General features: G+C 45.2%; 18 protein-coding genes and 1 riboswitch. Of the genes, 10 read left to right on the plus strand and 8 right to left on the minus strand.

Annotation, left to right across the window (positions count from 1 at the left end; translation table 11 throughout):
- Window positions 1-773 (minus strand): Rpn family recombination-promoting nuclease/putative transposase (locus DW917_RS07165; RefSeq protein WP_233524663.1); only part of this gene is annotated, 773 nt, incomplete at its 3' end.
- Window positions 774-1,163: 390 nt separating this feature from the next.
- Between DW917_RS07165 and DW917_RS07170 the strand changes: the two genes are divergently transcribed.
- A complete protein-coding gene (locus DW917_RS07170) occupies window positions 1,164-2,177 on the plus strand; it encodes an aspartate-semialdehyde dehydrogenase (RefSeq protein WP_022110772.1) in 1,014 nt (337 codons plus the stop codon).
- Window positions 2,178-2,181: 4 nt separating this feature from the next.
- Window positions 2,182-3,366, plus strand: coding sequence for an AAA family ATPase (locus tag DW917_RS07175; RefSeq protein ID WP_118117332.1), 1,185 nt, complete (start codon window positions 2,182-2,184; stop codon window positions 3,364-3,366).
- A gap of 93 nt (window positions 3,367-3,459) precedes the next feature.
- Here DW917_RS07175 and DW917_RS07180 read toward each other — a convergent pair whose 3' ends face one another.
- Genes DW917_RS07180 through DW917_RS07205 form a run of 6 tightly spaced genes read right to left on the minus strand, consistent with a single transcriptional unit; the run spans window position 3,460 to window position 10,585 of the window.
- Window positions 3,460-4,431 (minus strand): hypothetical protein, encoded by a 972-nt coding sequence (locus DW917_RS07180; protein WP_118117333.1) that lies wholly within the window; start codon window positions 4,429-4,431, stop codon window positions 3,460-3,462.
- Window positions 4,432-4,442: 11 nt separating this feature from the next.
- The gene (locus DW917_RS07185) at window positions 4,443-5,468 is read right to left on the minus strand and encodes a hypothetical protein (RefSeq protein WP_118117334.1); all 1,026 of its coding nucleotides are present in this window, start codon (window positions 5,466-5,468) and stop codon (window positions 4,443-4,445) included.
- Window positions 5,469-5,478: 10 nt separating this feature from the next.
- Window positions 5,479-6,384 (minus strand): hypothetical protein, encoded by a 906-nt coding sequence (locus DW917_RS07190; RefSeq protein ID WP_147344133.1) that lies wholly within the window; start codon window positions 6,382-6,384, stop codon window positions 5,479-5,481.
- A 19-nt stretch (window positions 6,385-6,403) separates the two neighbouring features.
- Window positions 6,404-8,473 carry a hypothetical protein gene (locus DW917_RS07195; RefSeq protein WP_199545503.1) on the minus strand — a complete coding sequence of 690 codons (2,070 nt, stop codon included), beginning with the start codon at window positions 8,471-8,473 and terminating at the stop codon, window positions 6,404-6,406.
- Between the two features lie 60 nt (window positions 8,474-8,533).
- Complete coding sequence (locus DW917_RS07200) at window positions 8,534-9,235, minus strand: hypothetical protein (RefSeq protein WP_147344134.1); 702 nt, start codon at window positions 9,233-9,235, stop codon at window positions 8,534-8,536.
- A 27-nt stretch (window positions 9,236-9,262) separates the two neighbouring features.
- A complete protein-coding gene (locus DW917_RS07205) occupies window positions 9,263-10,585 on the minus strand; it encodes an SPFH domain-containing protein (protein WP_118117337.1) in 1,323 nt (440 codons plus the stop codon).
- On the opposite strand from DW917_RS07205, the gene DW917_RS17200 reads away from it, so the two are divergent.
- From DW917_RS17200 to DW917_RS07215, 3 genes are all read left to right on the plus strand, one after another.
- Window positions 10,579-10,743, plus strand: coding sequence for a hypothetical protein (locus DW917_RS17200; protein ID WP_158570080.1), 165 nt, complete (start codon window positions 10,579-10,581; stop codon window positions 10,741-10,743). The genes DW917_RS07205 and DW917_RS17200 overlap by 7 nt on opposite strands.
- 123 nt (window positions 10,744-10,866) lie before the next feature.
- Window positions 10,867-11,358 (plus strand): C-GCAxxG-C-C family protein, encoded by a 492-nt coding sequence (locus tag DW917_RS07210; RefSeq protein WP_022110774.1) that lies wholly within the window; start codon window positions 10,867-10,869, stop codon window positions 11,356-11,358.
- A complete protein-coding gene (locus tag DW917_RS07215) occupies window positions 11,355-13,013 on the plus strand; it encodes a kinase (protein ID WP_118117338.1) in 1,659 nt (552 codons plus the stop codon). The genes DW917_RS07210 and DW917_RS07215 overlap by 4 nt, the downstream gene beginning before the upstream one ends.
- Before the next feature lie 18 nt (window positions 13,014-13,031).
- Here the strand turns inward: DW917_RS07215 and DW917_RS07220 are convergent, their stop codons facing one another.
- The gene (locus DW917_RS07220) at window positions 13,032-13,496 is read right to left on the minus strand and encodes a copper resistance protein NlpE (RefSeq protein ID WP_118117339.1); all 465 of its coding nucleotides are present in this window, start codon (window positions 13,494-13,496) and stop codon (window positions 13,032-13,034) included.
- A gap of 253 nt (window positions 13,497-13,749) precedes the next feature.
- Here DW917_RS07220 and DW917_RS07230 point away from each other — a divergent pair, with 253 nt between their 5' ends.
- The 5 genes from DW917_RS07230 (at window position 13,750) to DW917_RS07250 (ending at window position 21,654) form a co-directional block, all read left to right on the plus strand.
- Window positions 13,750-14,427, plus strand: coding sequence for an HAD family hydrolase (locus DW917_RS07230; protein ID WP_118117341.1), 678 nt, complete (start codon window positions 13,750-13,752; stop codon window positions 14,425-14,427).
- Window positions 14,428-14,573: 146 nt separating this feature from the next.
- Window positions 14,574-14,863, plus strand: a riboswitch (cobalamin riboswitch).
- 116 nt (window positions 14,864-14,979) lie between these two features.
- Entirely contained in the window at window positions 14,980-16,983 is a 2,004-nt protein-coding gene (locus DW917_RS07235; protein WP_118117394.1) for a TonB-dependent receptor, read from the plus strand.
- Window positions 16,983-18,134, plus strand: a complete 1,152-nt coding sequence (locus tag DW917_RS07240) for a YncE family protein (RefSeq protein ID WP_118117396.1) — start codon at window positions 16,983-16,985, stop codon at window positions 18,132-18,134. The genes DW917_RS07235 and DW917_RS07240 overlap by 1 nt, the downstream gene beginning before the upstream one ends.
- 6 nt (window positions 18,135-18,140) lie before the next feature.
- Window positions 18,141-19,370 (plus strand): cell surface protein, encoded by a 1,230-nt coding sequence (locus DW917_RS07245; RefSeq protein ID WP_233524664.1) that lies wholly within the window; start codon window positions 18,141-18,143, stop codon window positions 19,368-19,370.
- 46 nt (window positions 19,371-19,416) lie between these two features.
- Window positions 19,417-21,654 carry a DUF5074 domain-containing protein gene (locus DW917_RS07250; protein ID WP_118117342.1) on the plus strand — a complete coding sequence of 746 codons (2,238 nt, stop codon included), beginning with the start codon at window positions 19,417-19,419 and terminating at the stop codon, window positions 21,652-21,654.
- Window positions 21,655-21,738: the final 84 nt, after the last annotated feature.

A 21,738-nucleotide genomic window follows, 5' to 3' on the forward strand; every position in this document is an offset into this window, starting at 1 on the left:
AATCGTTGTGCTGTTTCTGTGTTGGCCTCATGTTTGCCTTCTTCCTTACCCTCTTCCTTACCCTTCTGGTAGCTGTCGTCTATGAGGGTTCTTTCAACGCTTACGGAATCCCAGAATTTGTCGTAGGCCCAGAGTTCGGCATCAGTGAAACCGGAAATCTCCAGTTCTTCTACGGCTTTTCCTATCTCCGGATCATTAAGCAAATCGGCAGGAATCTCCTTCGTATTGGAATTGATTTCTGTGAGGAAACGGAGCCACAAAACCATCATGCGCTTGTCGGCAATGGAATGTGGAGTGAACTTCGGGAGTTCTATGAAAGTGAAATGCAAGCCTTTGATTACCTTATTACTGTCCTTATCGTGCACGATGCGGTAGTTGTGGATGAAATCTGGAGTATCATGCGCAAAGATATCATTTATCAGGTTGAGAGAATACACAGGTTGGAGTTCACTATATTTTCCTCCCTTTTTAGCCTGACTCACATAGAGCTTGGATGCATTGAACAGTACTCGCTGCTGGAAGGCTTCAGACCATTCCATCTGCATTTCCACGCAGAACTTCCTGCCGCTGACATCTGTGCAGAGTACATCCACAATGGTGTTCTTGCCCCCTTCGAGCTGGGGCACAAGTTCTGTGGGCAAATACTTGATTTCGTGTATCTGCTCCTCTTCGCTGAGTGGCAGGAGTGCGTTCAGAAGGCTGATCAGTCTTTTAGGATGATTGCCGAATATCTTCTTGAACGTGAGGTCTGCCTTAGGATCTAAGTACTTCATAACCATCTGTTTTAAAATCTACAGCGCAAAGTTACGACTTTATTTCCAAACCCGCAAGAGCTTTCTGGGAAAAGTTTCTGAAAAAGTTAGAGATTGCTTTTTTCATGTGACAGGACAAGGGTCTATATGCCACCACGATGAAAACGTGACGTATAGACCCTTAAAACCATAGAAATGCATGTTTTTTTAGTAAAAATGCAGGCTTGTTGATAGAAATGTAAGTAAAAATGAGAAAAATGCAGCAAAAAGCAACAATTCTTGCAAAAATATGCTTGGTTTAACAGAAAAAGTCTTAACTTTGCAGCGGATTTGAGATAATATGCAGTTTTTTGCAGTTTCTCGTTTCCAAGTTCACACTTATAACAACTTTTAAATTAAAAAGATTCGATTATGAAAGTAGCAATTGTTGGTGCAAGTGGCGCAGTAGGTCAGGAATTCTTGCGCATCCTTGCAGAGAGAAATTTCCCAATGGATGATTTGGTGTTGTTTGGTTCTGAGCGTTCTGCTGGACGAAAATACAACTTCAAGGGAAAGGACTATGAGGTCAAACTTTTGCAGCATAACGATGACTTTAAAGATGTCGATATTGCTTTCACATCTGCTGGTGGTGGTACTTCTGAGGAATTTGCTGAGACCATTACTAAGTATGGTGCTGTCATGATAGATAACTCAAGTGCATTCCGTATGTGCGACGATGTGCCTCTGGTTGTGCCTGAGGTGAATGCTGAGGATGCGCTGAACCGCCCTCGTAATATCATCGCCAACCCTAACTGTACTACTATTATGATGGTAGTGGTTTTGAAGCCTATCGATGACTTGAGTCATATCAAGAAGATTCATATCTCTTCTTACCAGAGTGCTTCTGGTGCTGGTGCTGCAGCTATGGCTGAACTTGAGCAGCAGTATAAGGACATCATTGAGACTGGTAAGACTGATCATATCAATAAGTTCCCTCATCAGTTGGCTTACAATGTCATTCCACAGATAGACAAGATGACTCCAAATGATTACACCAAGGAGGAGATGAAGATGTATAACGAGACTCGCAAGATTATGCACTCTGATGTTCGCACCAGTGCTACTTGTGTGCGTGTTTCTTCTCTCCGTTCTCACTCAGAGAGTGTATGGTTTGAGACAGAGAAGCCATTGGCAGTAGAGGATATCCGCAAGGCTTTGGAAGCTGCTCCTGGCGTTACTGTGAAGGATGATGCTCAGAACTACGTTTATCCAATGCCATTGGAGAGCGCTGGTAAGGATGATGTCTATGTAGGTCGTATCCGCAAGGATTTGGCTGATGACAACGGCAATACTTTGTGGCTCACTGGCGACCAGATTCGTAAGGGTGCTGCCCTGAATGCTGTGCAGATTGCTGAGTACTTGATTAAGGTGGGCAACGTAAAGTAATTGCATGCTGGAAAGATTTAAACTTTTGCTCCAGGAAATGAACCGGGGCATATATGAAAAAGATACAGAAATTTCGCTCTCGCTCCTTGCCGCTCTGGCAGGCGAGAGCGTTATTCTTTTAGGCCCTCCTGGAGTAGCGAAGAGTATGGTGGCCCGTCAGTTGAAGACTGCTTTCAGAGATGCTCATAGTTTTGAGTACCTGATGTCGCGTTTCTCTACTCCTGATGAAATCTTCGGTCCTGTGAGTATTCAGAAATTAAAGTCTTCTGATACTTATGAACGTGCGGTGGATGGTTATCTGCCTACTGCTGATGTGGTCTTTCTGGATGAAATCTGGAAGGCGGGGCCTGCTATTCAGAATACGCTTCTCACGGTGATCAATGAAAAACTGTTCCGCAATGGTAATCGGGAGATGCACCTTCCGCTGAAACTTCTAGTGGCTGCCAGCAATGAGTTGCCGGCAAAGGGCGAGGGTTTGGAGGCTCTCTGGGACCGATTTGTCATTCGCATTGAGAGTCGTCCGATTAAGAAGGAATCGAATTTCAGGGCGATGCTCTTGGAGGTGAAGAGTGAAGAACGAAGAGTGAAGAATTCAAATGCTATTACTGCAGAAGAGTATGCGGAATGGTCGGAGAATATCAATAAGATAGGCGTAAAGGAGGAGGTGCTGGATGTCATTTCCGTCATTCGTAAATCCTTGAGAGCCGTGAATGTGGATGAGGCTGCTGAGCGCAGGAATATCTACGTGAGCGATCGTCGCTGGAAGAATATTGCCCGTCTGCTCCGTACTTCTGCTTTCATGCAGGACAGGGAAGAGGTTGATTGCTGCGACTTGCTTCCTATCTATCATTGTCTCTGGCAGGAACCGGAGGAAAGGGATGCCATCCGTACTATTGTGATCCGTGCTCTTTTTGCTCCTTTGGCAGAGAAACTGGTGGAGATGAAGAATGCGCTTGCTGAAGACATCAAGTATCATCGCATTCGTAAGAGCCCGGATGAGGGCAGAGATTATGAGGGAGAAATAGAAGCTCTCTCCGATGGTCTGAGTTCGCTGGAGAGACGTTTGGGTGAGAATCTCTTTGTTTCGTCTGATGATAAAAATGAAATCTCAGCTTATCTGAGAGACTTCTATAAGGAACTTGCCTTCACAAGACAGGACACAATGAAACTGTATGAGGATTATAGATAAAGAAAGAGAGGGTTGAGAAACTGATTGTATTGTTCTCAACCCTCTCTTTCTATTTTATTTTTTTAGAAATTTTCTTCTAAAATATTCTTGGCCTTACAGCGTCTTGGCAAACTGTTCGATACTGAATGAACCATCAAGATCCTTTATCTTAATCTTTCCTTGCTGTATTTCAAAGAAAAATTCGCGGATGCGATCTACTGTCAATACGGCAGGATTGCCTTCCTTATCGATTCCCAAATCATACGTCTTCAACAGTTGTGGACCTAATGCTGCTGCGGTCAAAAGGAAGTGATTCTGGAACTTGTCCGTGTCTATCAGGTCGGCTGCCAAAACCTTACCTACTACACTATAACTGTGGAGAGTACGTTGCTGGTTATTATCAGTCAGGGTGGTGCGCAAGTCATCTGAAGCGAGGTTAATCTCTATCTTTCCACTTTCCGGTGCTTCTTCCTGATGGCGGTATAGTGACCCCAGATCTGCCAAAGCCAGTGAATATAGGTGACTGGCAGGTGTGTAGTTCACTCTTTCCACGCTGAATACTGACGGAAGCAAGAGGTGGATGATGCCGTCCATTTCTACAAAAGGAGAGATAAATGTGCCCACTACGGAGTTTTTGACAGACAGTGACTGTGTAGCGAAAACTCCACCGATGACAACACAATTGTCCAGTTCGATTTCATCTCCATACAAGCTGCCAGCCACAAAGGCATTGGTCAGCGTGATGCTCTTGGCATTGACGTCAGAACAGAAAGTGGTATTGCATCTGGTGGCTCTTGTTACGACAGATGTGGCAGAGCCTACAGCCTTTTTGAAGGTTACATTGCCTTCTACATCATTATTGATGTAAATCTCTTTCTGTGTAAAAACGGCGCCTTTCACTTCAAAAGGAGCAGCTTCGATGGTGAGTTTGCTGGCATAGAGAGGACCTTCTACCACAGTCTCGCCCACCACGTTGACTGTTCTTGACAGTTCGGCGATCTTGTTTGGCAAGATGCCGCCCTTTACGATATGATTTTCCAAACGGAGATTGGTATCCGTGATATGTAATTCTTTTAGATTGCTCATGATAAGAAAGATTACTGATTTAACAATTTGTTGATCATGTCCTTTACTCGCATGGAGTGAGGATCACTGCCCTTGATATGGGTTGCTATTTCTGACTGGACATACGACTTCACCTGTTCTTCTGCAGTCTCTGTTTCTTGGTTGAAATCCATCTCATCCAACTGCTGACAGAGTTTGTACTCCATGTCTTTGTCTCTGGAAGATAGATAGTCAGGAACCAGACATTGGCGTTCTACCTGATGATTCTCCGATTCGGTTTTCATATAGCATACGGGAACCCAATAGCCATCCTTTCCACTTCCATCGATGCAGGTATTTTGAATTGCACGGTCAGAAAGGGCTTTTGACATGAGGAAGTTCTGAGCTTGAGTCATCGCCTGGAGTGTATGATTCTTGACAGATGCAGTATTGACCTGCGCCTGAAGCACACTACTCTCCTTGCTGATGGTAGCCACCGTCTGTACCATGTCGGTATGAAGCATTCGGTCGTTTTGTTTCTCTACACCTTCTACCAGTTTGAAAACAGGCTGGTCTATCTCGTGGATACGATTGGATAGTTCCCTATTCAAATCATTGAATATTTTCTGATACCGGGCTGTGGTGCGCGCATAATCCTCAGCCATTGTGTCCTGTATTGCCTTGAGCGAGGTTGCTTGCTGTCTGAGTAGGAGCAATCGGGCATTGATAACCTGTTCCAGCTCAGCCTTCTGAGTTCCCATGTCTGTTCTTACCGTGTGGAAAAATCCGTCGATGAGAGCCTTGGAAACTTTGTCTGCATTCTTCCTGATAGCGATACATTGGGCTGTATTCATTGCACCCACACTGGCGGTGAGTCCATTCACATGATTATTGCAGTTGGCTACGCTGGCATCAAAAGGAGCGGTGTCCACATGAATATCAACATCCACTTGCTCGTAAGCAGTTCCGCTATATGATGCGGTTGTGGAACCACCATGCTCAGAAGCCGGGTAGTTTACCGTAACAGTGCCACTATAGTGAACCGCAATGGTTCTGCTAAAACTTTCTGTATAACTCATAGCTTACTGATTATAGTGTTTTTGACTCGGCTGTAGTATACAGCTTTTGAATCATCTGCTTAACTCTCTGTGATGCGTTGGAAGAATCCACCAGGCGGTTGAACTCTTCGTCCACTTGGGCTGACCATTTCTCGTCTTTCCATTCCATGTCTTTTTCACGGATCACATTGTTGATTTGTGAAGCATTGGCAGAAGAAAGGTCATCTGGTGTCCATACCTCTGTTCTTGGGATGCTGGCTGTATCGCTGATACTTTCACAGATGATGACCGGAATCTGGCAAGTCTTGTCCTCATTGCCCTGTACATTGGAAATCAGGATCTGATTGGTCAGTACTCTTTGCTTTCCTATTTGAGCCAGGAAGTCGGCAGACTGCTCTAGTGCGTATTGCGCATTGTACTTCATCTTGGACATCAGGATTCTCTGACTGTCTGTAAGTCCTTCTATCTGTGAGTTGGCAGCCCATCCCGTAAGCGCATTCATACGATTGGAAGCAGTAACCATATTCTTGTTGACCAATTCGAAAACAGGTTGGTCTATCTGGCGTATTCTCTGTTCCAACTCCTTGTTGATGCTGGTGAAGATGCGATGGTATCTTTCACAGATTCTTCCATATTCGCGTTCCATATTATTCTTGATGCCCATGAGGATGCGTTTCTGTTGTCCTAAGTGCATGAGAAGTGCTTCTACACGGCTATGCTTGCTTGCGATTTTCTGTGAAATCTGTGAGCACATCAAGGTGAAGAACCCTCTGTTTACATTACTGCAAACCTTATTGGCGCCGCTGTTTTCGGCAGCGATAACCGCAGCCTGCATGGTGGTGACCGCCGCAGTTGTTCCTTTCACATGATTGGAAACGCTATGGAGTTCCTCAGCCATCGGTTTGGTATCGACTCTGCAACTGATTGTTGTTGACATAGTTTTCTCCTCCTATTATTTAATTGTCTTTATTTTGCTCATTCTCTTCATCCTCGGAATCCTCTCTGTCTTCTTCATCCTCTTCAGAAAGAATTCCATCCAGATTTGCTTCAAGAAGATCATCATCCAGATTGGTATCAGCAGTATCTTCTTCCTTGTTTCCTTCAGGAAGGTTCTCCTCCTGATTCGTTCCAACTGGATTTTCCTCCTGAACTGATACGGCAGTATTCTCCTCCTGTTTTCCCTCGATGGAAATACGGCTTACTTCATCAAGTGCATTGATGGCAAGTGAAGGGAGGTTGAGTGAAAGATGCTCGTAGGTGAGGTTCTCGACGTTTGGCTCAGGCAGCAGTACGGATTCCTTGGCGAGCAGTGGGTTGGTAGAAGCCAATGGCTTGCGGCGCTCATCGAGTGTCTGTACCTCGCTGGCTGCCACAGCCATCGTGTTGGAGTAACCATCCTGCAGTCTTGCATCGTAGAATTCCACGTGACCGAACTTTTCTGCCTTCAGTGCGATGTCTTCCTGCAGACGGTCCATATAGTCGCTGAAATCTTCCTGTGCTTTCTTGAATTCCTGTGCTTGCAGTTCGAAGGCTGCCAGATTTTCCATTGTATTGTCCTCTTTCTGTACGATGGTATTGTCGAGGGAGGCTCCTTCCTGTCCCATCGAGTCGAGGGTTTTCTGCAACTGTGCCAGCGTGTTGTAGGCTTCTACATATTCACTCAGCGTCTGTTGCATATTATTAATAATGTCGGCACTTTCTGCGTGGTTGGAACGATAGAAAGCATCTACGTCCTGATGCCACTTGTTGAGGTAGCTCAGTTTCTGGTCATGGATATGGCTATATACACGAATTCTCTCGATGCGGTTTTCCATCATGAGGCGTTGTACCATAGGTGCAACGATTTCTTCATAAATCTGATGTACGCCGAATGGGACGTTGGAGGTACTGTTGTCTTCTGCTGTCCACTCGTCTGCAAAGAGGTTGTAGCGAACTCTGGAACTATCTCTGAGCTGGAATGGTTCGTAACCTTGAATGGAGTCAGAATAGTCGAACTTTTCGTTCTTGATTCTTCTGATTTCCTCTGCTTCCAACAATGGGGAATAATGATTGTAAGGAGCCTTGAGAATTTTGAAGAGCAAGTCGTTTGACTTGTTGACCACCTTGTCGGTAGATGCGAGTTTCATGGCAGAGACAGTCTGTACAGACATCGCCATGGTGTGCATGAGGTGCTTCAGTACATCCTCGAACTGCTCTGTATCGTTTGAAAGGGAATCCTTGAGTTGGTTTAATTTGCAGAAGTCGTCTATCTCACTGTTGTATTTCTTGTCGTCGAATACCTTGACAATCGGATGTCCGGCGGTATCGCTGGTAGCATATTCATTGAGGAATCCTAAAAAATCACTGTGGTCGGCTACCAATGGAAGGTCAACAGACTTTACTTCCGTATCGTTCATGCAGTAAGAGATGGTACGGATAGAGCGGTCCAGTTTGCCGATATAGTCGCTCTGGTTGACTTCCTGAATAGAGAGGGAATAATCGTTGGTGTCAATGGTTTCTGGCTCATCAGAGGTTTCTACGATAGGAGCTTCCTTCGTCAGTTTCTCCATTTGTGTCATTGTCTCTACCAGCAGATCGTTCTGGCGTGACATCTGAAGGCTGACGTGAGACATCGGAACATTTCCGGAGTAATCTACCACGAAACATTTGTCCTCGTATGCCATTTGTTGAGCTACAGGCACGTAAGCCACGCCCATTTTGGTCACTTTGTAGTCACGGAAGATGTTTTCATGTTCCTTTTTCTTTTCTCCGATTCTTTCATCGATTTCCAGAATCTGTTCTTCATATTGCTTCTTACGGATGAAGTACATGAAGAAAGCGATGATGGTGAGGAACCATTTCCAGATGTCGCTTTTCTTGATTTCGATTTCCTGACGGTAAGCTTCGAGGTCGCTGATTTGCTTTTCGATAGCTTCTTCCTGCTTTACGATCTGTTCTGCGGCTTGTTCGTAATAGTTAAACAAGAGTCGAGCCTGGTCTTGGTAGATATTGCTCGAATCGCTAAAAATTTTACCGGTTGATGCCATAGTTATTAGTTATTTTAAAATGAATACTTTTACTACATGGTTTCTCTTGTGCTTGTAACTTTATCTCGCATTTTTTCTCCTGATGAGAATTCGATGGAGGTGTTCTACTTCCTCAGCTATCCGGTTTTGGTTGATGGTAACGTCTCTCATCATAACTCTTAGAGATTCTGCCAGTTGACAGAACTGCTGGTCTATCTCCTTAGCTTCTGAAGTGCAGGAAGGAGTGATATAACGGATATCTTCGTTGATTTGCTGGATTTTGTTTCGGGTCATCTCATCCAGTTCCTTGGTCTGTATTGCATCTTCCATGAGATTTTCCATGGTAGATTTTAGCCATTTCTTGCCCAACACCTGGTTTTCTTCTCTCTGATAGCACTGTTCTACCTTCTCACCTGCATGTGAGGAAGCCAGGCGACCTACCAGGGCTATGAAGATGATTGCAAGCTGACCAATGAGCTGGATCTTGAAAGACAGGTCGTTCATGATACCTGCCACCATGAGGCAGATGGATAACAGACTGCAGACATTGACAGTTAACAGATGGATGCCCAACATGCCCACTTCCTTGTGAGCCTTCTCGTTCAGATTGACAAGTGGGAAGAGGGTAAATTCTACAAATTGGGTGAAAATCAGGCAAGACATGAAGATGTCGAGCAACTTGATATTGTCTTCCAGGGTTGCTCCCAGGACAAAGAAACCGCTAATGATGAGTCCATAGCCAAGCAGGATGGCGAGGATATGGAATATGTTTTTGGCGCTCATAATCATAAAGATTTTAAAAGTGAATAATTATATTTTTTGGCCACACTTAGGACAGAACCGTGATGTAGGTGGAATATCTGCACCACATCTTGGACATAGGTTGCCTGATGGACGGACGGTCTGAGGAGCACCACAATGTGGACAGAAGGCTGCACCAGGAGTAAGTTGGGCACCGCAGGAATTGCAGGTTGCTCCTCCCATCGTAGCCTGCTGTAATGGCGTTCCGCAACTTACACAGCGTCTGGCGTTCTTTGGATTGTCTGCACCGCATTTCGGACATGGATTATATTCGCTTCCGCAGTGAGGACAGAAGCGCTCGGTAGTCAGGTGTTTCTTGGAACAGTTGGCGCAATAGATTTCTTTCACGCCGCCACCTTGCTGTGCATTGGGTTGCATTCCTCCCATACCGCCTTGCATTCCTCCCATGCCACCTTGGTTTCCTGAGAAGGTAGGCTGATTGTTGTGCGTCTGCATCATACCTGCACCCATTCCGCCTCCCATGCCTCCGTTGCCCATCATGTTCATGGCCATGATACCGGCAATCAGGCCGTTGCCGCCAGAAAGGTTGCCCATCTGGTTGACGGCATTGTTGGCCATGTCAAACATCTGTTCCTGTTGCCAGGAATGTCCTGTGATAGACATGGAAGCCTGACTTGCGATGGCGTCAGCTATTTTTTTGCCTTCAGGTGTGCTGGTGTCGATAGAGATATCGTTGACATAAAACTTTGTGAGACTCAATCCATATTCCTCCCAGAAAGGAAGCAGAAATTGCTTGATGTAATCAGAGAGGTTGCTGAGGTAGGCTGAGATGCTCTTGAAGCCCACTCGCTGGTTGTTCATAAACTGGATGATGGCGCTCTTTGACTTAGATGCGAATTCTCCATAGGCCTGTGAGAGCATATCAGATTCGGTAAACACTTCTTTGGTGCCTACCATCTTGATGAGGAATTTTGCTGCATCGGATACGAACAGACCATACTGTCCTTCTGCCTTGAGAGGGAGCAGCGTATTATAGTCGGCATCATGAACAGCCATACTGTTGACATTCCAACTCAGATTGGCTGGATATAACTTGTTGACAATCCACACCTCTGCAGTAAATGGGTTGTTTCCTCCAAAAGGAAGACCATATAACCTGCGGAGAAGAGGGATGTTTTCTGAGTTCAATGTGTGCTTGCCTGGACCAAATTTGTCCATCATCTGCCCCTTGCTGAACAAAAATGCCTCTTGTGACTCAGCTACTATGAGTTGAGTAAAGGTACTGAGATTTGTCTCAGGGTAGCGATATGCAAAAACAAACTCACCGTTTTGGTTTTGGGGTTTCCAACTTGCGCAATCTATAAATGCCATATTTTATAAAGTTTTTAGTTTCTGAAATTAAAGGCAAATATAGTGAAAAAACTAATACATGTGCCGAAAATGATAAAAAAATAATTGAGAATAAAGAATATTTAACACAAGAAGAAGAGGTCGCAGGAAAAATAGAATGGTTAGTGGTGGATTTTTAGAGGGAAAGTTGTATTTCCCGTGGATTTTAAGTAACTTTGCAGAAAATATTCTGCATTCGATTTGCATTATCTTTGCATAAGATAAGCTGCATCTCTGCAAAACAATTTTAGAATTTAGAAAATATGAATCAAGAAAATCAAATATTGTCTCCTGAACTGGAGGCTCGTGTGCATCAGGCAGTGGAGAATTTCATGCAGGGCTATGGCTGCTGCCAATCTGTGGTGGCTGCTTTTGCTGATCTGTATGGTCTCGATGAAACAATGGCTAAACGTATCGGTGCTGGCTTCGGCGGCGGAGTGGGTAGAATGCGCATGATGTGTGGCGCAGTATCAGGTATTGTTGTGCTGGTGGGACTGGATTGCGGTCAGACCGAGGGCGACGACCGCGAGGGCAAGTCTGCCTGCTACAAGGTAGTGCAGGATTTGTTAGCTAAGTCAAAGCAGCAGAATGGCAGTATCATCTGTGCTGAAATCCTCGGTCTGAAAGGATATGAGAAGGCACAGTCCAGTTATGTGGCTTCAGCCCGTACGGCAGAATACTACAAATCTCGCCCTTGTGCTGCAAAGGTGGAGAGTGCTGCCCGCATCTTTGCTGAATATCTGATGGAAAAATGAAATATCAGACCAATAAGGACTTGGTAGAATCCCAGTTCTACCTGAAAATGCTGGATGATTTCTGCAAGTCGGGACAGGTGAAAATTCCTGATCCGGCAAGTACTGTCATGCCTTGGGATTTGAAGGAAGATCCGCTCAAGGATTATCTGATTCACCTCTTTACCTTGAAAGTTACTATTGCAGAGACAGGTGAAGAGGTGCAGAAATTCCAGCGCCAGGTGGTTAACAGCAGAATCAAGAGCAAGATTTTCTATGAGACTGTAGGAAAATTCATCGTGGAATGTGTTCACCACATGAGATTCCAGCGACAGAGAGCCTGGACGGAAAGTCATCGGGCTGATGATGTGCTCGACTGGACTCCCTTCCGTAGGATGAACGAAGAGGTTTGGAGACCCTTGCTTGACCAGATTGATGAGGAGCATCGGAATGATGGATTCGACAAAACTTTCTTCCTCCGGCTTTTCGGGGAGGAGTCTATTCAAGCTAGTCATAATGGAGAAATTCATGATGGAGATACTGATAGGTTGCATTCTTCTATCGGCGCTTCCAAAGTTGAGAACTGGGAACGGCTGGTAAGGGATTGGAAGGCTTGTATAGAGCAGCAGGTGATTTCTAAATTGAAGGACTTCATAGCGCTCAGACAGACTCATTTCGAGACCGGATTGGTCCGCATGATGGATCAGATAACCCGCAATATGAAGTTGAAGGGTATTTCTGAACAGCGGGCGGTTCAGGCATGGGAAATGATGAAGAACGCCTGGACAGAGACGGAATTTGAGCGCCGACTGAACGAGATGAAAATACAGGATCAATATCCTGAAATCAAGGAAATCGTAGCGAAGATGGGACGTGTGGCGGATGCCAATGGTAAGGACCGGCTGACCATCGCTTCGGGTGTCGATATGAAGATGGAACATTCCTCAGGAAGTGATATTGAGGGCATTACCGTGGGCGATGATCTCAACTCGCTTCTTCCGCTCGAACTTGCACAATACAGTGATGAGGACATGGAGGGACTCTTTATATATAAGTATCGCACGCGTAGGTTGCAGACTTTCCGCTACAAGAGTGAGATGGCTAAGCCTTCCCGCAAACTCGGTTTTACACATGCCTCACGCAAGGGTCCTATGATTGTCTGCCTCGATACTTCTGCGAGTATGTATGGCACTCCTGAAAGAATATCTTCCACGCTCATTTCCCTGATAGAAGAAACGGCAGAAGAACTGGAGCGAGACTGTTTTCTGATAGATTTCTCGGTGAGTACACGTGCCATCGATCTCATGGCTAAGAGAAAGGTGGAACGGCTGAAGAAGATTGGAATCAATATTGTGGAAGGGAAGGAAGATACGGCATCAGCCAGTCATCTCCCTTTTATCGGAGGAGGAACATCTGCGAAAAAAATGATGAGCCAGATGTTCGAGTTGCTCGATCATGATGGATTGCATTATGTGAATGCAGACGTACTTTGGATAACCGACTTTCTGATTCCGAATCCCTCGCAGGCTATGCTGTCGAGATTCAAGGAATACAAGGAGACGGGCACCCGGTTTTATGGCATCCGTATTGTCAGAAGCGACGATAAGGAGCCGAATGAATGGAAGGCTTACTTCAACCAGATTTATACCGTCAGATATCGTCCTTTGAGACGATACTGACGGTTGAAGTCTGTGGGCTTATTTCTTCTTGGTCAGCACATAGTGCTTGGCCATTGCGCCCTCTGGTTCTGTGCCGAGAGAATCGGTCATGATGAGGCTCTGGGCATCCTTTACCTTGTAGTATGACTTCTCGCCACTTGAAGGGCGGGTGATTTCTACTACGCCATTAGCCAGCATCTTGAAGATTCCGCTTGCTTCGTCGTGACCATCCTTGCGCTCAATATAGTCGGCTGAGTACTGGTAAGTACTGTCGGCATTGAGTGTGAGCACGGTCTTGATACCTGGGCAATCGGCTGCAGGGAGTGTTCCTTCGTAAGTACCTGCGATAGAATCGAGGACGAAGGCATTAGATTCGAGAGAATCCTTCTCTGTATAGCTGAGACTATCTTGGTCAGCTTCCTGATTGTTGGTCTTCTTGCTATTGCAAGAACCAACTGACAGAGCTGCTATGACAGCTGCTGTCAAAACTAATTTCTTTTTCATAATGAATTTCTTTACTGTTCTTGTGGCAAATATACGCTTTTCTTCACTATCTGCAAACTTTTGACAAAGAATTTATGGAATATTTAACATTCGCCGTTCTATCAGTAAAAGTTGTTAAAGATACAATGTGGGGCTTAATCGTTGCCCCAAATTTGGTGGAGTCGCAAAATATCGTTAACTTTGCAATCGTAAAGAGAAATCTCGGGAAAGTTATCTTTACAATAATAGATTTTAAACAGTTTATAGAAGAAACATGAAATATATTATCTTTGACTTTGACGGTACGATCGGAGATTCTCAAAGTCTGATCGTTAAGACATTGCAGGACACGATGAGGGCCAGGCATCTCGAAGTGAAATCGGATGAGGAATGTGCCAAGACTATCGGTTTACGACTGGATGAGGCTTTCGTCTCGCTCTTTGATATGAGTGATGAGGAAGGGATGGAGTGTGCTGCTACTTATCGCGAGATATTCCTGAAAAACAAGCAAACGATGATCGTAAAGCCGTTTCCTCATGTGATAGAAACGCTCAGGGAGTTGCATCATCGCGGATTTGTATTGGGAATGGCAAGCAGCAGAAACCATTGCTCGCTGGATGGATATGTGAAACAGATGCAGTTGGAGGATATTTTCTCCTCTATTGTGGCGGGCGATGATGTGGAGCATGTGAAGCCTGCTCCCGATATGGTTTTCAAGGCTTTGGGAGAGATGAGAGGAATGAAAAATCCTGTAACTTCGCCTGATGACGTGAAGGATATGCTTGAAGAAACCTTAGTGGTTGGTGATATGAATTTCGATGTGGATATGGCGCATCATGCCGGTTGCAGGGCTTGTGCCGTAACTTATGGTAACGGAACCCGTGAGCAGCTTGCCGCTGCAGAATGGATCATTGATGATTTCGCCGAACTTCAGAAAAACCTAAAAGGATAAATGTTTCAGAAAACATAAAATGCTCAAGGAGTAAAAAGATAAAATCAAGAAGTAAAAGAATAAAACAGGAAATGAATGAAAGATTATTTTATCGCTTGTAGAATAAAAAAGCAGGTGAAATAATCTTTTATTCATTTTTTTATTGTACCTTTGCACTCGCAATTGGTTTGCTGCCACTTCCTGCCGCCGCAGGCATGGAGGGTGCGTAGTGATTAAAAGGGAATCGGGTGAGAAGCCCGGACAGTCCCGCTGCTGTAAGCGTCTTATTGCGGTAAGCACCATGGTCACTGACATTTTTTCGGGAAGACCGCTTGCCATGAGTTTTGCTTCTTCTGCTGGATATCATCAAAGAATGATGATTTCAAGTAATGATATCTTCCAAGAAGATGCTGGGAGGCCGCAAGTCAGAAGACCTGCCGTTGCCATCGGAAACGACATCATTGAAGCTTGTCTTAAGGATAAGAAATTCCGATGATTCTATCCAACCCCGTGGGATGGGTTAGTGATGGAGACATATTAAGGTATTAAACATATATAATAAGGTATATGAGTATGAAACGATTACCATTGTGCATCTTGTGCATGATGGCAAGTGTGGTGTTATATGCCCAAAAGCATGTAGGCAGCTTGGATAGTATCCATTCCATCAAAGAGGTTGTTGTGGTAGGCAATAACCAGCCTGGCGTTATTCCTGCCCAGATTATGGGGGGAGAGGAACTGCAACGCCTGAATAGTTTGAGCGTGGCTGATGCCTTGAGGTTCTTTTCGGGTGTTCAACTGAAGGACTATGGCGGTGTGGGTGGCATCAAGACTATCAACATTCGTTCAATGGGCACGAATCATGTGGGAGTGTTCTATGACGGCATCGAACTCGCTAATGCCCAGAACGGACAAGTGGACTTGGGTATGTATTCGCTTGACAATATGCAGACCATCAGTCTATATAATGGACAGAAAAGTCAGATATTCCAAACTGCCAAGGAATTTGCCTCGGCAGGTTCGGTATATCTGCAAAGTCGTGTGCCTGAGTTTGAAGAGGGAAAGACTTACAATATGAAAGCAAAACTGAAGCTGGGGTCCTTCGACTTGGTGAATCCTTCCTTGCTCATGGAGTTGAAAGTTTCTGACCATGTGAGTGCTTCCTTCAGTGGAGAGTGGTTGAGTAGTAGTGGCAAGTATAAGTTTCGTTATCGTCGCAAGGCGGTGAGAGGCGATGAGCTGATGTATGATACCACGGCAGTTCGCCAAAATGGAGATATCCGAGCCACAAGGATGGAGGGTGCACTCTTCGGTCAAATCAAAGGAGGCGGCTGGATGCTCAAGGCTTACAACTATACCTCGGAGCGTGGTGTGCCAGGAGCTATCGTCAATAATGTATGGCGTAGGGGTGAGCGCATCAGCGACAACAACTCCTTCTTCCAAGGATATATCCAGAAACGTCTTACGCCTAAATATCAAACCAAGTTGTCTGCCAAGTATTCCTATTTTCTCACTAAGTATGTGAATAAGGACACTACGGTCATGATGATAGACAATGTGTATCGCCAAAAGGAGTTTTATCTCTCCACACAGCATCAATACGACATCACCAACTTCTGGAAAGTATCGGGTGCCTATGATTTTCAATGGAACAACATGGATGCCGATATGTACGGATTTGTGCATCCTACACGTTGGAATCATATGCTTTCCCTGGCAACTTCTCTTGCCTGGGGAGGTTTCAAGATGCAGGGAAGCGTGGTGTATAACTATGTACACGATGTGACTCGCGATGTAGAGTCGCCAGCCGACAAGAATACTTGGATGCCAGCGGTATTCCTCTACTATAAGCCTTTTGCTGAGGTGGGCTTCTCTTTGCGTGCTTTCTACAAGAAGAGCTTTCGTATGCCGACATTCAACGACTTGTATTATGCCGAGATGGGGAACTCCAAACTCAATCCTGAATATACTACCCAATATGACATTGGCTTCGCATATTACAGCAAGCGCATGAAGGGCTTGCTCTATGAGTGGGCGGTACAGGTAGATGGCTATCGCAACTTTGTGAGTGATAAGATTGTAGCTTATCCTAAGGGGGCACAATTCAGATGGACGATGCTCAATCTGGGCAAGGTACACATCAATGGTCTTGATGCCAAGATGAGTGCTACGTTCCGTCCGGTGCGTAAGCTCTATTTTACCACCCGTTTGCAATATACCTATCAGCAGGCTATCGATGTGACCAATCCTGCCGACACTTATTATCGAGACCAGATACCATATATCCCTTGGCATAGTGGTTCGGCGGTCGTGCAGATGGACTATGGTACATGGGGGTTGAACTATAGTTTTATCTATACCGGCGAACGATACAATCAGCAAGAGAATATTATCTACAACCATACCCAGCCTTGGTACACCCATGACCTTTCCGTGCAGAAGAGTTTCTGTTGGCGTAACTATCAGGCAAAGGTGGCTTTGGAGGTGAATAATCTCTTGAGTCAAGACTATGACGTAATACTCAATTATCCGATGCCTAAGCGCAATTATCGTGTAACCCTAACATTTGAGTTATGATGAAAAAACTATTGTTAGTTTTGATGTTGGGCATCTGCTTGGTGGGGTGTCGTGAAGATGAGGTGGTAGTGCCTACCGAGTACGACATTATCCCCGAAGAGGTGCTGCCTGGTCAGAAATGTGTAGGTATGTACTTGCTCAATGAGGGAAACATGGGCAGCAATAAAAGTACGCTCGATTATGTGGACTTCGAGCAAGGCTATTATGTGCGCAATCTCTATGCAGAGCGTAATCCGCAGGTAGTCAAGGAACTGGGCGATGTGGGCAATGATATACAGATTTATGGTTCACGCATCTATGCCGTCATTAACTGTTCCAATAAGATAGAAGTGCTCGATGCCCGTACGGCTCGCCGAATCGGGCAGATAGACATTCCCAATGTGCGCTATGTACGGTTTCATAAAGGATATGCCTATGCCACGTCATATGTAGGTCCTGTGCAACTCAATAATCCCAATGCGGTGCAAGGGGCTGTCTATAAGATTGACACCCTTTCACTCAAGACTGTAGGCAGATGTACCGTGGGATACCAACCCGATGAACTATGCGTACTGGGACAGTATATCTATGTGGCAAACTCAGGTGGATATATGGCACCCAACTATGATAAGACGGTGTCGGTGATAGAGATAGAGGGCTTTAAGCAGGTGGAGAAGATACCTGTTGGCATCAACCTCCATCACATCAAGGCAGATGCCTATGGTAAGCTATGGGTTACCTCTCGTGGCGACTACGAGGGCGTTAGTTCCAAACTCTTTGTACTGGACAAGAAGTTTGGGCGCAATGAGATGCAGGTTACAGATACGCTCAACATACCTTGCTCTGACTTTTGTATCAGTGGCGACTCGCTGTATTATTATGCCACAGAGTGGAATAATAAGACGCAGCAAAATACCATCAGCTATGGCATTATCAATGTGAAGACCAAGCAGAAACTGAGTGATTTGTTTATCACAGATGGCACAGAACGCGACATTACCATACCTTATGGTATTGCCGTTCATCCAGAGACTCATGACATCTATGTCACGGATGCCAAGAATTATGTGTCGAGTGGTGTGTTGCATTGCTACAATAGATATGGAGTGCATAAATGGAGTGTACGAACGGGAGATATTCCTGCGCACATGTGTTTTTTGGTGAGAAAATAAGGTGTAATGAAAGAGAAAATAACTGATATGAAATATCGCATCTTCTCGCTGTTGATGGGGTGGGTGATGCTCATAGGATTGTCGAGTTGTCACAATGAAATAGAAAATGTGTCGTCTGGACTGAATGGCTATTATTATGTGGAGCGTATGCACAAGCTCCTCTTGTCGCCAGGCTACGAGGGCAAGAGCTATCAGTGGCTCTTGCGACTCCCAGATGGCAGAGACTCTTTGTTGGCTACTTCCCATGACTATGTGTTCTTGGCAGAAAAGGAGGGTACCTATTCCCTATCGTTTCGTCTCGATGACGGAGAACGTGGTTTCCGCCATGATTTCCCCGTAACGGTGGTGCATGAGGATACGGAGTACAGTCCATATACTGCCAAGGTGTATGAGTATCGACCAGCACCAGGACAGTTTGTAAATACGATGCCCCTTTATGAAAATGGTGACAATGAGGAAACCATGCGACAGAAAGCTGAGGACGACTTGGTGAACGATGTCATGATAACCTTGGGAGCATACGGCGGATATGTAACCTTTGGTTTCGACCATACTGTGGTGAATGTGCCTGGACAGAAAGACTTTTTCATCAAGAGCAATGCCTTTTATAGCGACATACCCGATTACGCTAGTCGTAAGGGTGGCTCTGCGGAGCCAGGTATCGTGATGGTGGCATTTGACAGAAACTGCAATGGTGTGCCTGATGAGGATGAGTGGTACGAGTTGGCTGGCAGTGAGTATCACAATCCCAAGACGGTGAAGAATTATGAGATAACCTATACTCGTCCATCTGTTCATGCTCCTGTACCTAATCCCCAGGGTACGCTGACGGATACCCTTTATATTCCTTGGACGGATAACCAAGGAACTCAGGGGTATTTCCCCAAAAATAGGTTCCACACGCAGAGTTACTATCCTGAGTGGCTCCATGATGATAAATTGACATTTCGGGGTTCTCTGTTACCACCAAATGGGGTGGACGAGAGTCATGTGGAATCCTATTATGTGCTCTATGCTTATCCTTGGGGGTATGTAGACAATCATCCTAATGAAGAGAAAAACCTCTGCTCCTTTGATATTTCATGGGCGGTGGACAAGGAAGGGAATCCTATTCATTTGCCAGGAGTTGACTTTGTAAGGGTATATACAGGTGTCAGACAAAACTGCGGCTGGATAGGCGAGACCTCTACGGAGGTGGCGAGGGCGCAAGATCTGCATATAGAAAATGAGAAATAATCATGATATGATTCAATTAAGTTTAATTTAAAGTAAAAAAGGTAACATGAAGAAGAAACTTTACTTTCTTTTTGTTTTGCTTTTATGTGCCACCAGTTTGTTGGCGCAGGTAAAAGTACAAGGAGTACCGCGCAACTTGAAGCATAACTATGGAGTTATGGCAAGAAGTGCGACATCTACAGTGGATTTCAGTAAAATCAACTACTGGGTTGGCGAGGGCGATAAAGAAGCAGCTCTTGTCATCAGTTGGGGCGATGGCAAAGACGGTAACAAGAATCTCGTTTGGGGCTATCGTTGGAGTGATACTGCGACAGGTGCTGATTTATTGATGGCTGTTGCCGCTGCCGATCCTCGATTTTATCTGTTGGTGAACAGTGGCACACAGTATGGTTCTGCCTTTGGTGGCTTTGGCTACGACTTGAATGGTAATGGTAACATCCAACTCGTGAGTGGTGACAATACTTACGACCTAACCAATGGTGCCTATTGTTGTGATGACTACTCTTTTGATGACTTTGCTTCTAATGACCCGGAGGATCACTGGCGTGCAGGTTGGTATAAGGGCTATTGGAGTTACTATGTGGCAGAGAAGAATAATCCGGAGTTTGGTTATTCTAACTATGGAGCTTCCAGGCGTAACCTGTCTGATGGCAGTGTGGATGGCTGGTGTTTTTCTAGTTTTAGTGGAACTTCAGGTTCTGGAGATTTGTCGGGCGAACTGGTGTATGTTGCTCCACCAACCACTGCGTCTCATTACGCTCAGGGGGTATTCTTCGTCAATGAAGACTGGTATGGGCATCAGAACTCTACCGTCAACTACCTCTCTGAGGATGGTGAGTGGACTTATCGTGTAGTACAGAAAGAAAATCCTGGCGTAGAACTCGGTTGTACTGCCCAGTATGGTCAGATTTATGGTGACAAATTCTACATCATGTCTAAGCAGGAGAAAGACCCTGGCGCATCTGTTATTGGTGGACGTGTAAACATCCTCGATGCCAAGACCATGAAGATGGAGAAGCAGATTCAAAACGTCTCTGTTGATGAGAAAGGCAATAGTAATGCCGGTGGTCGTGGCTTCCTTGGTGTGGATGAGCACAAGGGATATGTGGGTACCAGCAATGGTATCTTTGTTCTCGATCTCGATAAACAGGAAATCGTGGGCAGTGTAAAGGGCACCGGCAATGGTGGTGGTTCGGCTTACGACCAATTGTATAGTGGTCAGGTAGGAAGTATGATTCGTGTGAACGACCGTGTCTTTGCCGTACATCAGAAGGCTGGTCTCCTCGTTATAGATGCCAATACCGATCAGGTGGAACAGACCATTGCTGCTCCTGAAGGTTGGGGCTTTGGCTCTGTGGTTCTCTCTAAGGATGGCAACTTGTGGTTGAGTTTGGCGGCTACCGATGGTTCTGGTTCGGCTGACAATCGTATTGTGAAGATCAATCCTAATACATTGGAGGAAAGTATCATCGATTTGCCAAATAATATCTATGGACCTGCCAACTCTTGGTATGCTTGGACTCCAGATGCTTTCTGTGCCAGCAAGCAGCAGAATGTGCTCTATTGGAACGGAGGTGCCAGCTCTTGGTTCTGCGGTTATACTATCTATAAGTATGACATCGATGCCAATAAGTTCTCTACCTATCTTGATTTCACGGGTGCCAAGGATGGTTTCTATCTCTATGGTTGTTCTTTCCGTGTGGACCCTGTGAGCGACGATGCATACGTTAGTTTGTACAAGGGCTTTGGTGATGCTACTTATGTGGTTCGCAAGTATGATGCAGAGGGTAAACAACTTGCAGAATATCCAATGATTTCTAACTATTGGTTCCCATCATTACCTGTATTCCCTGATAATGTGGCTCCTGTGATTGCTAATCCTGTAGGAGATTTGACTTTGGCAGCTGATAAGACTGCTACTATTGATCTGAAAGATCTTGCCACTGATGCAGACAACTTTGATGCTGCTATCGTTAAGAGTGTGAAAACTGTCAGTGATGCATCTGTGTTGGATGCCAAGATGCAATATGGTTCACTTGTCATCACTCCAAAGAAGGAGGGTAAGACTACTGTTACTATTAAGGTTAATTCCAATGGTAAGTTGGCTGAGTCTACATTTGCTGTTACTGTAACTCCTGCTACTGGTATCAAGAATATTACCACTAATGGTGCAGTCGAGGTGGCTCGTTTCTCTGCTGACGGCAAGCGCATCTCTGCTCCTCAGAAGGGTCTCAACATTATCCGCATGAGCGATGGTTCTACCCGCAAGGTGGTAGTAAAGTAATTCTGCTTTTTATCAATCAGTGAAATATCTGAAAAATAATAAGCCCAGAGCAAATTGCCCTGGGCTTTTTAAGTTTTTATCTTT

This window comes from Prevotella sp. AM42-24 (assembly GCF_003461825.1).
In the GTDB taxonomy this organism is placed as follows: Bacteria; Bacteroidota; Bacteroidia; order Bacteroidales; family Bacteroidaceae; genus Prevotella; species Prevotella hominis.

Bases quoted from the DNA above. Each gene is read 5' to 3' on its own strand.
- DW917_RS07170 (WP_022110772.1), top strand. From the start codon at position 1,164: ATGAAAGTAGCAATTGTTGGTGCAAGTGGCGCAGTAGGTCAGGAATTC.
- DW917_RS07175 (WP_118117332.1), top strand. From the start codon at position 2,182: ATGCTGGAAAGATTTAAACTTTTGCTCCAGGAAATGAACCGGGGCATA.
- DW917_RS07180 (WP_118117333.1), bottom strand. From the start codon at position 4,431: ATGAGCAATCTAAAAGAATTACATATCACGGATACCAATCTCCGTTTG.
- DW917_RS07185 (WP_118117334.1), bottom strand. From the start codon at position 5,468: ATGAGTTATACAGAAAGTTTTAGCAGAACCATTGCGGTTCACTATAGT.
- DW917_RS07190 (WP_147344133.1), bottom strand. From the start codon at position 6,384: ATGTCAACAACAATCAGTTGCAGAGTCGATACCAAACCGATGGCTGAG.
- DW917_RS07195 (WP_199545503.1), bottom strand. From the start codon at position 8,473: ATGGCATCAACCGGTAAAATTTTTAGCGATTCGAGCAATATCTACCAA.
- DW917_RS07200 (WP_147344134.1), bottom strand. From the start codon at position 9,235: ATGAGCGCCAAAAACATATTCCATATCCTCGCCATCCTGCTTGGCTAT.
- DW917_RS17200 (WP_158570080.1), top strand. From the start codon at position 10,579: ATGCCATATTTTATAAAGTTTTTAGTTTCTGAAATTAAAGGCAAATAT.
- DW917_RS07205 (WP_118117337.1), bottom strand. From the start codon at position 10,585: ATGGCATTTATAGATTGCGCAAGTTGGAAACCCCAAAACCAAAACGGT.
- DW917_RS07210 (WP_022110774.1), top strand. From the start codon at position 10,867: ATGAATCAAGAAAATCAAATATTGTCTCCTGAACTGGAGGCTCGTGTG.
- DW917_RS07215 (WP_118117338.1), top strand. From the start codon at position 11,355: ATGAAATATCAGACCAATAAGGACTTGGTAGAATCCCAGTTCTACCTG.
- DW917_RS07220 (WP_118117339.1), bottom strand. From the start codon at position 13,496: ATGAAAAAGAAATTAGTTTTGACAGCAGCTGTCATAGCAGCTCTGTCA.
- DW917_RS07230 (WP_118117341.1), top strand. From the start codon at position 13,750: ATGAAATATATTATCTTTGACTTTGACGGTACGATCGGAGATTCTCAA.
- DW917_RS07235 (WP_118117394.1), top strand. From the start codon at position 14,980: ATGAAACGATTACCATTGTGCATCTTGTGCATGATGGCAAGTGTGGTG.
- DW917_RS07240 (WP_118117396.1), top strand. From the start codon at position 16,983: ATGAAAAAACTATTGTTAGTTTTGATGTTGGGCATCTGCTTGGTGGGG.
- DW917_RS07245 (WP_233524664.1), top strand. From the start codon at position 18,141: ATGAAAGAGAAAATAACTGATATGAAATATCGCATCTTCTCGCTGTTG.
- DW917_RS07250 (WP_118117342.1), top strand. From the start codon at position 19,417: ATGAAGAAGAAACTTTACTTTCTTTTTGTTTTGCTTTTATGTGCCACC.